This window comes from Porifericola rhodea (genome assembly GCF_030506305.1).
Taxonomy (GTDB): domain Bacteria; phylum Bacteroidota; class Bacteroidia; order Cytophagales; family Cyclobacteriaceae; genus Catalinimonas; species Catalinimonas rhodea.
Window position 1 is genome coordinate 2,222,423 of sequence record NZ_CP119421.1, and the last position, 13,770, is coordinate 2,236,192.

Consider the following 13,770-nt stretch of genomic DNA (forward strand, 5'->3'; position numbering starts at 1 on the left):
ACTATTCTTACCTACCATTAAAGTAGCTTTTTGTAAGTAGAACTTGAATTATGTTATGATTAGTAATTACATTACAGGGATAAGTTTGTACTTTAGAGAGATGAGTCTGCCTGGCTAAAGAGGCTCAAGGTGCAAAGCAGTCCCGAAATTATCTTATGTGCCAAAGTGGTAATAGTTGAGCATTCTTTGTTACTTTGAACTTATGAATTCTAGTAGCAAAAAACTCTTTTTACTGGATGCTATGGCACTTATCTATCGTGCCCATTTCGCGTTTAGTAAAAATCCCCGAATAAATTCTAAAGGACTTAACACCAGCGCAGCTTTTGGCTTTACTAATGCACTTTTTGAAGTACTTACCAAAGAAAAACCCAGCCATATTGCTGTGGCTTTTGATACCAGTGCGCCTACTTTTCGTCACAAACAGTTTGAAGCCTACAAAGCCAATCGGCAGGAGCAGCCGGAAGATATTCGTGTAGCTATTCCGATTGTTAAAGATATAGTTAGAGCTTTCGATATACCTGTACTTGAGCTAGATGGTTACGAAGCTGATGACATCATCGGAACTATTGCAAAAAGAGCTTCCTGCGAGGAGTTTACTGTATATATGATGACGCCCGATAAAGATTATGCTCAGTTGGTTGAAGATTGTGTTTATCTTTACAAACCAGCTTTTATGGGTAATGGCGTAGAGATATTAGGCATACCTGAAGTGCTTAAGAAGTTTGATATTGATCGTGTAGAACAGGTGACAGATATACTGGGACTACAGGGTGACTCGGTAGATAATATTCCGGGAATACCAGGCATTGGACCCAAAACAGCCTCTAAACTACTTAAAGAGTATGGTTCAGTAGAAGGGGTAATTGAGAATGCAGACCAGCTCAAAGGCAAACAGAAAGAAAAAGTAAAGGAGTTTGGTGAGCAGGGTATACTTTCTAAACAGCTGGCAACCATCAAAATAGATGTGCCCGTTGATTTTCATGCTGAAACTTTCAGTTACAATGGGCCTAATGAGGAGGTTTTACGACAGCTTTTCCAGGAGTTGGAGTTTCGGGCTCTTACCCGGCGGGTGTTAGGCGATCCTGGCGATCAGGGGAGTACAAACGGAGGGCAGACCAATCTCTTTGAAGATAGTGCCCTGGATAATGCTACACAAAAAGTTGCAGAGCAGGCGGTCAACCTTCAAAGTATAAGTGAAGTAGAGCATAACTACCAACTCATTGATACTGCCGAGAAAAGAGCCGATCTTATCAAAAAACTAGAGCAGCAGTCCTCTTTTTGTTTTGATACCGAAACCGATAGCTTAGATGCACTCACTACTCAGCTAGTAGGGCTAGCCTTTTCTTATAAAAAAGGAGAGGCATTTTATGTGCCCTGCCCTGAAGATCAGCAGGAGACTCAAAGTATAGTCAACGAGTTTAAACCTTTGCTAGAGGATGAGAAAAAGCAAAAAATAGCTCAGAACCTTAAGTTTGACATGTTGGTGCTTCGTAAGTACGAAGTAGAGGTACACGGAGCAATATTTGATACTATGATTGCTCATTATCTGTTAGATCCAGAAACAGGCCATAGCATGGACGTGATGGCTGAAAATTATCTGCAATACAAACCCGTTTCTATAGAAAGCCTTATTGGTAAAAAAGGGAAGAAGCAAGGTAATATGCGTGATATTCCCCTACCTGATGTTACGGAGTATGCCGGAGAGGATGCCGATATAACTTTACAGCTTAAAGAAACTTTTGCACAGGAAATAGACAAAGACAATAAGCTAAAAGCGCTTTTTTACGACATGGAGCTCCCGTTAATTCCAGTGTTAGCTTCTATGGAGTATGAAGGCGTAAAATTGGATACGTCTGCACTTAAGGAGCTTTCTGCTGAACTGACCACAGAACTACAAAAAATAGAGAAAGATATATTTGAAGTTGCCGGCACCGAATTTAATATTGGTTCTCCTAAGCAATTAGGTGAAATTCTGTTCGATAAATTAAAGCTGGTAGATAAGCCCAAAAAAACCAAGTCTGGGCAGTATGCCACCGGAGAGAACATACTTTCTGCCCTGGCTACTGAGCACGAAATAGCAAGGCGTATTCTGGATTTTAGAGAAGTTCTTAAGCTGAAGAATACATATGTTGATGCTTTGCCTAAACTTATTAGTGAGTATGATGGCCGTATCCATACCTCATATAATCAGGCCGTTACTTCTACCGGCAGGTTAAGTTCTACCAATCCCAACTTGCAGAATATACCCATACGTACGCCTAAGGGTCAGCTTATTCGCAAAGCTTTTGTTCCTCGTAGCGATGACTTTTTGCTTATGTCCGCAGATTATTCGCAGGTAGAACTACGGATAATGGCGTCTTTCTCTAAAGACGAAAGTATGATAGATGCCTTCCGTAATGGGCGAGATATTCATGCTACTACCGCGGCAAAAATATTTAATGTAAAGCTGGATGACGTAACTCCAGAAATGAGGCGTAAGGCTAAGACTGCGAACTTTGGTATCATCTATGGTGTGTCAGCCTTTGGTTTGGCCCAACAGCTCAGTATACCTCGCGGAGAGGCTTCGGAAATTATTAAAGCGTATTTCAAGGAGTTCCCTAGTATAAAAAACTATATGGATAGCGCTATTAAGCAGGCGCGGGAGAAAGAATATGTGGAGACTGTAATGGGACGCAGGCGTTATCTTCGTGATATTAACTCTCGAAACCCTACTGTTAGAGGTTATGCAGAACGAAATGCCATCAATGCGCCTATTCAAGGTACGGCGGCGGATATGATTAAGATTGCGATGGTCAATATTCATCAGTGGATGAAGAGCGAAAAGCTAAAATCAAAAATGATTATGCAGGTGCATGACGAACTAATTTTTGATGTGCACCATAGCGAGAAAGATTTAGTAAAAGCAAAAGTACTGGAATTCATGAAAAACGCTCTTCCTTTAGAAGTACCTATGGAAGTAGAAGCTGACATCGCGAAGAACTGGCTGGAAGCCCACTAAACTCATGCGACCTACATTACAGGACATACAGAAGGCAGCTCAGCGTATTGCTCCGCTTATTCACCGTACCCCGGTGCTTAGTAGTATAAGTATCAACCATATTGCTGGAGCGGAGCTACATTTCAAATGCGAAAACTTTCAAAAGGCTGGCGCATTTAAGATGAGGGGCGCCGCTAATGCAGTGCTTTCGCTTAGTGATGAAGAAGCTCGGCGGGGAGTAGCAACGCATTCTTCTGGAAATCACGGACAGGCACTTGCTAAAGCAGCACAAAGCAGAGGCATAAAAGCATATATTGTAATGCCAGAAACAGCACCTACTGTTAAGAAAAAAGCGGTAGAAGGCTATGGCGCAGAGGTTGTTATCTGCAAACCCACATTACAGGCACGTGAAGATACCCTGAAGGATGTAGTTAAACGTACTGGTGCTAACTTTATACACCCTTATAACGACGAGCGTGTAATCTGTGGGCAAGGAACCGCAGCACTGGAATTGATAGAAGAAGTTTCTGAGTTTGACATTGTGATGTCTCCGGTAGGAGGAGGAGGATTGCTTAGCGGTACAGCAATTACAACTACAGCGCTTTTGCCTAAAGCTAGCATAATTGCGGGGGAGCCTGAAGGTGCTGATGATGCTTACCGCTCACTCCAGGCAGGAGCAATTGTTCCTTCAGAAAATCCTAAAACTATTGCTGATGGTTTGCTAACATCACTGGGCGACAAAACTTTTCCAATCATAAAAGAGCTGGTTTCAGAAATTATTACTGTAAACGATGAGGAGATCATGTATGCCCTCAGGCTAATCTGGGAAAGAATGAAGATTATCGTAGAACCCTCCTGTGCTGTACCTTTGGCAGCAGTACTACAGCAAAAAGAGAAGTTTGCTGGCAAAAAAGTAGGAATCATCCTGACTGGCGGTAATGTGGATTTGGATAAACTATCCGCAAAGTTTTAGCTTATAAAGTAGAAGTATAATATTTTTTATCAAAAGCGCATTTTATTCATAACACAATGCGTCAAAATGCTAAATACTCCAATAAGGAATTAATATATTTGCCAAATGAAAAATATTGCTGTTTTTGCTTCAGGGAGTGGCACCAATGCCGAAAAAATATTTGAAAAATTTCAAAATCATCCCGAAGCACGAGTTAAACTTCTATTATCTAATAATCCTAAAGCTGGAGTAATTGCTCGCGCTGCCAAATATAACATAGAAGTATGTGTATTTGACAGAAGCATCCTTACCCAAACGCAGGATATACTTAATACGTTGCAAGAGCAAAACATAGATCTGATTGTGCTGGCAGGTTTTCTTCTTAAAATTCCTGACAATTTACTCAAAGCTTATCCTGACCGTATTGTTAATATTCATCCGGCATTATTACCCAAATATGGTGGAAAAGGTATGTACGGAATAAATGTACATAAAGCAGTTGTGGCAGCTCAGGAAAAACAGTCCGGCATTTCTATACATCTTTGTAATGAAAACTATGACGAAGGTAAAATGATCTTACAGGTGAGTTGTGAACTTACAGAAGAGGATAGCCCTACCGACGTGGCTGCTAAAGTACAGCAACTTGAGCACAAGTACTATCCGGAAGTGGTAGAAGAACTGGTAAGACAGCTAAAGTAGCCAACTCAATATTATCGTATCTACGTTTTCAAAATATACATTCAACTTTTAAGAGGAGGCAAAAAACACTACTTTTGCCGTTCAAATCAAATCTGACCTATCATGAGCAAAAAGATCAATGCGGCTTTAGTATCAGTGTATTATAAGGAAAACCTTGCTCCTATAGTACAGCTACTGAGTAAATATGGCGTAAAGATTTATTCTACCGGAGGTACTCAAAAGTTTATAGAAGAGCAGGGCGCAGAAGTAACTGCTGTGGAAGACCTTACCGGTTACCCCTCTATACTGGGAGGACGTGTTAAGACTTTACATCCTAAAGTATTTGGAGGGATTTTGTCCAGAAGAGATCTGGATACTGACCGTCAGCAGGTAGAAGAGTACGAAATCCCACCTATAGACCTGGTGATTGTGGATCTTTATCCTTTTGAAGAAACAGTAGCTTCAGGGGCCTCAGAAGCTGAAATCATAGAGAAAATTGATATTGGAGGTATAGCCTTGATCAGAGCAGCTGCTAAAAACTTTAAAGATGTGCTTATAGTTTCATCTCGCCAGCAGTACGGAGCGCTTGAACAATTATTAAAAGACAAGGAAGGAAGCACGGAGCTGGAAGACCGTCGTAAGTTTGCAATGCAGGCTTTTGCCCAAAGCTCTCATTACGATACGGCTATTCATCAATATTTTAGCAATGCTACTGCTGAAGCAAGCTTTGACAAAGCCAAACTTCCGGAGAAAAAGCTTCGTTACGGGGAGAACCCTCATCAGGAGGCCGCATTTTATGGTCCCCTGGAAGAAATGCTGGAACAGCTAAACGGTAAAGAACTCTCTTTTAATAATTTGGTGGATATAGATGCAGCTGTTGATCTGATAGAAGAGTTTGAAGATGAGAAAGCATTCGCTATCCTTAAACATACCAATGCCTGTGGTTGTGCAACTGGCTCTAGTGTAAAGGAAGCATACCAAAAAGCTTTTGCCGCGGATACTATCTCTGCCTTTGGTGGAGTGCTTATCACCAATGCTGAAGTGGATAAAGATGCGGCAGAAGAGATGCATAGCCTTTTCTTTGAAGTGTTGATAGCCCCTTCGTACACAGAAGAAGCGCTTGCGCTGCTAAGTCAGAAGAAGAAAAGAGTATTGCTAAAAAAGAAGCAAAATAAAACCGCTCAGAAGCAATTTAAAACTTTACTTAATGGGGTAATTGAGCAGGATCGCGACCTTAAAACTGATAGCCTGGAAGACCTGAAAGTAGTTACTAAGAGAGCTACTACAGATAATGAAAATGAGGCATTACTTTTTGCGAGTAAAATCTGTAAGCATACCAAATCAAATACTATCATTTTGGCTAACAAAGGGCAGATGTACTCTAGTGGTGTAGGGCAGACTTCTCGTGTAGATGCGCTTAAGCAGGCAATAGAAAAAGCCAAGCATTTTGGCTTTGATTTAAAGGGTGCTGTAATGGCTTCTGATGCTTTTTTCCCTTTTCCTGACTGTGTAGAAATTGCAAATCAGGAGGGTATCTCAGCAGTAATTCAACCTGGCGGATCTATCAAAGATCAAGATTCAATAGACTATTGTGATGCAAATAATATGGCGATGGTATTTACCGGCTTTCGCCACTTTAAGCACTAAAAGAACAATTACAACGGATAGGGGGGCGTACTGAGAGGTGCGCTCTTTTTTTATGCTTTATGATTAAGACTGGCCAACAGCGCTGCGGCTCTTCTTGCCTAATAGCTTTTCGTCTACAAAAGGTTTTTTTACCAATACGTCTCTGCGTACGATTAAGGAGTACAGAATAAAGGTTACGATCAGCCCTGTAAAAGAGTAAGAGACAGAGGACTCAGTAAAGAAGTAACCTCCAATGCTAACAACAGTAATGCTTAAAAACGAGAGTAAGACGGTAGCAGATAAATGGCTTAAACCATTATCAATAACAAAATGGTGAATATGATTTCTGTCTGCTACAAAAGGCCCACTACCACTGGCAATACGATGGGTAAACACTCTAAGCGTATCAAATAAAGGTATAGCTAGGATTAATATAGCAATAGTAGGAGCATTGGGTACGTAGTGTTCATTGAAAATCTGATTGAACTGGATAAACTTAATAGCCAGTAACGATAGGATAAAGCCCACAACCAGAGATCCGCTATCGCCCATAAAGATTTTATTCTTTTTAGAAAAGTTGAAGCGAACGAAGGCTAATAAAGCACTTACTAATACGGATGATAAAGCAGCTGCCCAATATACTTCTGCTACAAAGAAATAGACGCCAAAAGTAAGAGAAGCCACTATGCCTAAGCCTGCAGCAAGTCCATCTATACCATCAATTAGGTTGTAAGCATTGATTACGACAATCATCACAAAAAGCGTGATAACAAAGCTACTAAGGTAGGATATCTCGTAGAGGCCAAGAATACCGTACAGATTGCTAATTCTTATATCTGTAAAAAAGATAGCAAGTGCAGCGGCGAGAAGCTGAGCTAACAATTTTTTGTAGGGGTCAATTACCAGTATGTCATCTTTAAGGCCTATAAAGAAAAGAATAACTAATGAGGGAATGACCAAATGAATATTGACCTCTCTGGTAATACTCTCGGGAGTAGCAAGTAAGAAAGTAATAACAATAGCAGCAAAAATAGCAATGCCTCCCAGACTTGGTGTCTTTTGTAAATGTGAGCTTCTCCCATTGGGCTCTTCCATAAGGTGTTTCTCAGAAGCCACTCTGATAATAGCTGGTATAGTAATACGAACTATTACGTATGAAAAAAACGCGGCAATTAGTAAAGAAACAATAGGTGTTTCTAAGATTTCAGAAACCATAAACACACAAGTTGATTTGGTTAGCTAGAATTCCTTATCTCTCCTACTACATAACACATAGCATACTCCCCACTTCAATTCATACCAAAGCTAACACAATTATAAGGACAAAGTAAATATCATGTAGGATGTTTCTACAAAAGAGCACTAAACATACTGCTAATATGCCTAGGTAGAAAAGTAGTCATGTTTTCGCGAAATAGGCTATAAAAGTTCACTTATGGGTTCTGAAGACGCTTTATTGATATCAGTAATTGATATGCTGCGCATTAATTTTTCTTCAAGTAAATCTGCCCAGGTATTCATGTATTTTACCACATCTTTTTTCTGATTGTGATGTAAGTATCTTTCGTTAGTAGGTAGTCTTTGAAGAACCTCTTTGTCAGAAAGCCTTTCCAAGTGTTTAAAATCCTGAATATCCATGCCTGCATCAATCATAAAGGAGATTACCTGATCCATGAGGTAGCCGCTGGTAGGGCAAAAATCTAGTGCCTGCTCACTCCAGTCGCCTCCACGCGTACGCATGGCATATTCATGAATATCGGCACGGGAAAGCTTCGTAATTTCCTGTACTAAAAATCCGCAATTGCAGCTACCCATGTGCCCCCACTGATAGTTTTTGCTTTCCGTAAGTTTGCGTGCAGCATTGCGAAGGGCGTCTATTAACTCTGGATTTGGTCTGGCCATATAGGGTGAAATTTTGAGGTTAGTACTAAATCAACCTGTTGTTTACTTTATGGTTTTCTGAAATTTTTATAAATTAATCAAATTGCCATCAAGCTTTATATTAAAATAAGTATAAACTCAAGTAAGTTCAATTTTTATGGGTAAAGGAGACAAAAAAACTAAGAAAGGAAAAATTGCTAAAGGGTCTTATGGAGTTCGTAGGCCTAAAAAATCGGCTTCTCCCAAAGCGGAGAAAGCAAAAAAATAGGTAGCTCATCAATGAGCTACCTTACACTATTTTTGGTAAAGTAAACATTAGGAGCCCCGTTTAGGAAAAGACTTAAACATTTTTTGTACGGACTGATAGGCAGTATTAAAGCGTTCTTCCGGGTGGTTAACGGGGCCAATGCCTATTCCTCTCCATACTAATTCTTTTTGCTCTGTGGAAAGCATATCTACGACAAAAGTGCCTGTCTTCTCGTATTTCACTTCTTTGTAGCGAGTATTATAATTCGGCCCCCAAAACGAATTGTAGGCCCACATGCTACGCATACCAGGATAATAAGGGTCGTTATTTGCGCTTTTCCAGCTTTCTTTACGGGCCTCTTCGGTTAAAATGTTAAATGCCACCAATAGGTCAGGCGCGTCTGTACTCAGTTCATAGCCTTTTTGTTTCATTTCGTAAGCAATTCGCTTACTAATTTCCTGATACAATATGGCTGTAGCCTGGTCCAACTCCTGCAAATTAACATCAGCGAAGGCGTAAGTAGTATAAGCCGCAGGCTGAAAGCTCTCTTCTTTGTCTGCTATTACTTTAATAGAAGAACAGGATGAAACTAGAGTAAGAGACAGAATGATACAGATACTAATTATAATCTTTTCCATAAACGACTACATTTCTATGGCTATAACGATATACTACCCCTTTTTTGTGCCCAAAGCACTATTATATGCAACCCTAAAATATTGAGTAAGTTATTCCTCTAGCTGCAAGACAATTTTTCCACTGTTTTGGTTGGATTCCATATACTTATGCGCTTCTACAACATCCTTCCAGGAGTATATGCTATCAATAATTGGTCTAAGCTCTTGCGTTTCAAAACGAGGAAGGGCAAAGTCAGCAAAGTCCTTGGTTAGCTGTATCTGGTAGTTAAGACTGCGAGAGCGTAGTGTGGAAGCCGTAAGCTGTAACCTTTTACTCAACAGTTTAAGCAAATTTATCTCTTCTACTTTTATACCTCCCAGAGTAGCCAGTAATACCAGGCGACCATCCATAGCCAAGCTTTCAATATTTTTGTTAAAATAAGGTGCAGCAATAAAGTCAATAATTACGTCCACTCCTCTTCCTGAGGTATGTTCCTGAATTTTCTCTTCAAAATCCTGAGTACGGTAGTCAATACTAAGGTTTGCTCCCAACTTATGGCATAGGGCATGCTTGGTGGCCGAAGCTGTTACAATTATCTCTTTAGCTTTAAATTGTTTGGCAAGCTGAATTGCGGCAGTGCCTACTCCGCTTGCTCCTGCGTGCACTAATAGTGTTTCTCCAGCCTGAAGGCAGGCAATCCACTTCAGTGCCTGATATGCGGTCAGAAAAACTTCAGGAATAGCAGTCGCATCAGTAAATGAGAAACCTGGAGGCATAGGCATGGCCATATCTTCATGGATTACGGCAAACTCTGCATAGCCTCCACCCGGAATTAACCCAAAAACCTGATCTCCTCTTTTCCAACGGGCTACCTGGCTGCCTGTCTCTACTACTTCTCCGCTTACTTCCAGCCCAAGTATAGAGCTAGCTCCAGCGGGTGGGGGATATTTACCTTCACGCTGTAGTAGGTCTGCACGATTAAGCGCTGTAGCTTTAACTTTAATAAGTATCTCTCGTGTTTTAGGTGTGGGGGTAGAAACATGATCAATTCTGAGTTGCTCGGCGCTACCAGGCTGATCAAAAATAATGGCTTGCATATATAAAAAAGTTGATGGTTTGCGAAGCTAATTAATCTGAAAGAAAAATGTTAGCCATAATACTGAAAGAACTGCTTGCTGAGGTTTGATATTTAACTGTTGGGTGAAACCCATCTTAAGTTCTTTGAATAAAATTAATTGCCAGCTTATTAAATATTTCAGGCTTTTCAATATTACATACATGACCGCAATCCTCAATTACTTTTAGGGCAGCATGGGTGTGTTCTTTTACAATTTTACGGACGGGAGGCAAAAACATATAATCACCATCTCCCATTATGTATAGTGTAGGAACGGCAATCTCTTTTTCTTTAAAGTACCGTAGCAAAGGGTTTACTTCGTTTGTAAGGCGAAACCATTTCAAAAACTCTTTTTTGTAGAGCTTTTTCGCTTCTTCAATAAAAAGGTTGCGAGAGTTGGCGTCTCTTGGGTTCGGCATTATAATAAATGCAAAAAGTTTATATAGCCACATGTAAGGGACGAAGCGCTTTACCAAATGCCCTAAAAACACCAATACACGGGAGCGTACATTGAGCCTGGTTATGGCCCCACAGAGTATCATGGATTTCATATGTTGGGGAGCAATCTCTCCCAACGTACGGATAATTATAGTACCCAGAGAAACACCTACATAGTGCGCTTTTTTTATATCTAAGTGCTGAATAACTTCCAGCAGATCAGCCGTAACGTCTTTAAAAGTATAATCGTCCTTAACATAGCTTTCCAGTAAGTCTTTGGATCGTCCATGCCCTCGTAGGTCTACCAAAAGTACATTAAAATACTCTCTGAACAGGCGAATCTGACGAAACCAGATGGATGAACTTCCTCCGGCTCCATGGACAAATACGACCCACTCCTTCTCTTCCCCTGACTGATACTTTTTGTAATATAACATTGAATAATAATGCTCTGGTACACCAATGTCGCAAAATGCCCATGGTTTAGTCTAAAAGATATTTTGTTTCTTACCTTGCTACACTGCCTAAATATGGTAAGTTTGAAGTTCAACTAATAGATTTATCGTTTACATAAGGTCCACTAGCCTGAAATAGTCAACCATAGTTTTACGAAAAGGCTCTCTTATATTTTTTTTATGCATGAAGGGATGTTGCTCGCCTTCGTGTAAAATAAACATGGGCGATTCTGTCTGTATATTGCGATAAATCTGAGTGGCCAAACGAAAATGCTCAGCCTTGTTTCCATCAATGAACTGAATAGCTCCCTGACCTTGTACCTGTGTCGTATCTTTCCATACAATGTATAAAGTGTCCATTTGTTGGAGAAAGGCATTCGGTTCGGTCAGTATATATGCCTCATCATACCTCCAGTTTACAACAATAGACAAATCAAGTATAGGTTCTTCGGGTAAATCTACTCGCTCCTTAATTCGGTAAATATCCAGCTTAGCCTCATTCATAGTAGTTTTGTCGTAGCTGATAGCACGTACATTCTTGAAAAAAAGCTCCGAAGCATCAGAAGTAGTAAACTTGGCTGAACTCTCATCAATCTTTGTTTGGCTTCCGTTGCAGGCTACCAGTAATAAGAGAAGAACTAAATATGAAACATATGGTAATTGAGACATAGCAAATGAATAACATAAGCTTTTTTAAGTTTGTTTATCGTCAGCTGACTTTTGTAACAGTATACTGCTCATGCTTCGTGCCTGGTGTACCACCACATATTTTATAGGTTCAAGAAGTTTAAGCTGGTAAGTCTGGCATAATGCATCTAATAGTTGAACACTAAGCAAATAGCGTTCACTGCCATCAGGGAGTTTGTATCTGCCGCCCTTGCCTAAAGGGGTAGCTTCTTCTTTAATACCTGAAAGCATAGCCGTACGAATAAAAAGTAGCCCTCCTGGGCGCAGGAGCCTATTTAGCTCAGAAAACATTTTCTGGAAATGTTGGTGGTCTTGTGCAAAATGAAGAACAGCACTACTTATTATGGCATCAAAGCTGGCGGGAGGTAATGAAATATCCGCAACATCATCTTCAATAATTTTTTCAGGGTCAAATTCAGGGTGTAATGTGCGTCCGTAAAGCCTTAATAGTTTGAGAGCAGCCGCATCACGGTCTACTCCCCACACATCGTAGTTTTCACGAATAAAATAGATCAGGTTTCGTCCTTCTCCACACCCTGCATCTAATAATCTCATGTCTGACTTAAACCTTCCTTTTAGTATATGGTCTAAGAGGTAGAGGTCTATATTACCTAATGTATAGTTAAGTTCTCTGTAGTGCATTGCTGTGTATTCTAACTTAATTTTGTAAATATAAAGCTATCAGTTAGATAATTTCTTCGTTTATGATTTGTAAGGCTTGGCATGTCCGAGTACATTTATTAAAATAAATACCAACCTATGACAATCAATATTCCTCCCTTCCATTTGGCTTTTCCCGTATCTGACCTTGAAGCAACAAGAGCTTTTTATGAGCATACGCTTGGCTGCACAGTAGGTAGAACCGCAGAGCGCTGGATTGATTTTGATTTTTTTGGGCACCAACTTTCTGCGCATTTACGTCCTGAGGAAGTTGCTCAGGCAAAAACTAATGAAGTGGATGGCGATAAGGTTCCGGTTCGCCATTTTGGAGCTATCCTGCAGTGGGAGCAATGGCACGAACTGGTAGAGCGTTTAAAAGAGACGGACAATACGTTTATTATTGAGCCGCACATTCGTTTTAAAGGTGAGGTAGGCGAGCAGGCTACTATGTTTTTGTTAGATCCTAGTGGTAATGCATTAGAATTTAAATCCTTTAAAGATATGAGCCAGGTGTTTGCCAGCTAGATAGACCCAATGGATTAGCATGCCATAGCCACCTCTTCCAATACCTTTATTTTTCTACCTAAATGTACCTTGATAGCCCGAAAATAGGCTTTTAAGCCATAAAGCTAATTTTTCAGGAAAACACAGCCACTCCATTAATTTATCAGGTATAGCGTAAATATGCTTCCATGTGACAGAGTTTTAAGTGTAATCTTTTGTGCTAACTTGCTGATTGTGACTAGTTTTATGTTTAGTAGTTTCGTATTTAACTGTTTAATATTGTTGTCTTTTCATGCCTTTCTAAAAGTAATTCATTTCTCTCAGAAACACTTTCCGAGCTTTACTTACATTTTAGCTCCTGCCCTGATATGATTGTCTGGCACGACAATAAAAGAGGGTTTTTTGCTATTCAAAGGATATTTAGAGAAGAGTAACTCTTAAAATACTGTTTTGTTTAACCTTACTTTATTGTTTTACGCTTAATTCGTATTATTATGACAACAAAAACTAAAGTTACTATCTATGTAGATCGCAATGGTAATACCAACAACCTTTATCTTCGTGATAGCGAAGGGCATGAGGGAGTGAATACCATAACGACTGATGTGTCCTGTGATGATGATGTAGAATGGATTGTTGGAAACGGCATTGATGAGATTACCAATATAGTTGCCAAAAGTGGGAGCCAGAATATTTTTAGTTCAGGTCCTACTAAAAGAGCCGATGGCAATTGGGAGGGTACAGTATGCCAGCATGCCAGCGGTAGTGAATCTTACTCTATTGAATACAAAATTGACGGTCAAACTATGACCGATGATCCTAAGTTTAGGGTCAAACCACCTGAAAATTGATGATACAAACAACAAAATATATTTTTTCTTTAGTAGCCTATTTTTTAATAGGCTATTTTAATTTGTGTCAAGCTCAGGT

General features: G+C 40.0%; 14 protein-coding genes. 7 read left to right on the forward strand and 7 right to left on the reverse strand.

Annotation, left to right across the window (positions count from 1 at the left end):
* Positions 1–202 precede the first annotated feature (202 nt).
* From polA to purH, 4 genes are all read left to right on the forward strand, one after another.
* Positions 203–2,998, forward strand: coding sequence for a DNA polymerase I (gene polA / locus PZB74_RS09170; RefSeq protein ID WP_302242289.1), 2,796 nt, complete (start codon positions 203–205; stop codon positions 2,996–2,998).
* Positions 2,999–3,002: 4 nt separating this feature from the next.
* Positions 3,003–3,950, forward strand: coding sequence for a pyridoxal-phosphate dependent enzyme (locus tag PZB74_RS09175; RefSeq protein ID WP_302242290.1), 948 nt, complete (start codon positions 3,003–3,005; stop codon positions 3,948–3,950).
* 105 nt (positions 3,951–4,055) lie between these two features.
* Complete coding sequence (purN, locus tag PZB74_RS09180; RefSeq protein ID WP_302242292.1) at positions 4,056–4,628, forward strand: phosphoribosylglycinamide formyltransferase; 573 nt, start codon at positions 4,056–4,058, stop codon at positions 4,626–4,628.
* A gap of 99 nt (positions 4,629–4,727) precedes the next feature.
* A complete protein-coding gene (purH, locus tag PZB74_RS09185; RefSeq protein WP_302242779.1) occupies positions 4,728–6,254 on the forward strand; it encodes a bifunctional phosphoribosylaminoimidazolecarboxamide formyltransferase/IMP cyclohydrolase in 1,527 nt (508 codons plus the stop codon).
* A gap of 63 nt (positions 6,255–6,317) precedes the next feature.
* Here purH and PZB74_RS09190 read toward each other — a convergent pair whose 3' ends face one another.
* Both PZB74_RS09190 and PZB74_RS09195 read right to left on the reverse strand, forming a co-directional pair.
* On the reverse strand, positions 6,318–7,448 hold the full coding sequence (locus PZB74_RS09190) for an MraY family glycosyltransferase (RefSeq protein WP_302242293.1): 1,131 nt from the start codon (positions 7,446–7,448) through the stop codon (positions 6,318–6,320).
* 204 nt (positions 7,449–7,652) lie between these two features.
* On the reverse strand, positions 7,653–8,135 hold the full coding sequence (locus PZB74_RS09195; protein WP_302242294.1) for a hypothetical protein: 483 nt from the start codon (positions 8,133–8,135) through the stop codon (positions 7,653–7,655).
* 136 nt (positions 8,136–8,271) lie between these two features.
* Between PZB74_RS09195 and PZB74_RS09200 the strand changes: the two genes are divergently transcribed.
* Positions 8,272–8,382: a 30S ribosomal protein THX gene (locus PZB74_RS09200; protein ID WP_302242295.1), complete on the forward strand. Its 111-nt coding sequence runs from the start codon at positions 8,272–8,274 to the stop codon at positions 8,380–8,382.
* A gap of 47 nt (positions 8,383–8,429) precedes the next feature.
* On the opposite strand, the gene PZB74_RS09205 is transcribed toward PZB74_RS09200, so the two are convergent.
* The 5 genes from PZB74_RS09205 to PZB74_RS09225 form a co-directional block, all read right to left on the reverse strand.
* Positions 8,430–8,999, reverse strand: coding sequence for a DUF4136 domain-containing protein (locus PZB74_RS09205; RefSeq protein WP_302242296.1), 570 nt, complete (start codon positions 8,997–8,999; stop codon positions 8,430–8,432).
* A 90-nt stretch (positions 9,000–9,089) separates the two neighbouring features.
* Positions 9,090–10,076, reverse strand: coding sequence for an NAD(P)H-quinone oxidoreductase (locus tag PZB74_RS09210; protein ID WP_302242297.1), 987 nt, complete (start codon positions 10,074–10,076; stop codon positions 9,090–9,092).
* Between the two features lie 115 nt (positions 10,077–10,191).
* The gene (locus PZB74_RS09215) at positions 10,192–10,971 is read right to left on the reverse strand and encodes an alpha/beta fold hydrolase (RefSeq protein ID WP_302242298.1); all 780 of its coding nucleotides are present in this window, start codon (positions 10,969–10,971) and stop codon (positions 10,192–10,194) included.
* Between the two features lie 129 nt (positions 10,972–11,100).
* Complete coding sequence (locus tag PZB74_RS09220; protein ID WP_302242299.1) at positions 11,101–11,658, reverse strand: hypothetical protein; 558 nt, start codon at positions 11,656–11,658, stop codon at positions 11,101–11,103.
* Positions 11,659–11,682: 24 nt separating this feature from the next.
* Positions 11,683–12,318, reverse strand: coding sequence for a class I SAM-dependent methyltransferase (locus tag PZB74_RS09225; RefSeq protein WP_367281474.1), 636 nt, complete (start codon positions 12,316–12,318; stop codon positions 11,683–11,685).
* A gap of 117 nt (positions 12,319–12,435) precedes the next feature.
* Here PZB74_RS09225 and PZB74_RS09230 point away from each other — a divergent pair, with 117 nt between their 5' ends.
* Entirely contained in the window at positions 12,436–12,861 is a 426-nt protein-coding gene (locus tag PZB74_RS09230; RefSeq protein WP_302242300.1) for a VOC family protein, read from the forward strand.
* A 473-nt stretch (positions 12,862–13,334) separates the two neighbouring features.
* Positions 13,335–13,691 (forward strand): DUF8788 domain-containing protein, encoded by a 357-nt coding sequence (locus PZB74_RS09235; protein ID WP_302242301.1) that lies wholly within the window; start codon positions 13,335–13,337, stop codon positions 13,689–13,691.
* Positions 13,692–13,770: the final 79 nt, after the last annotated feature.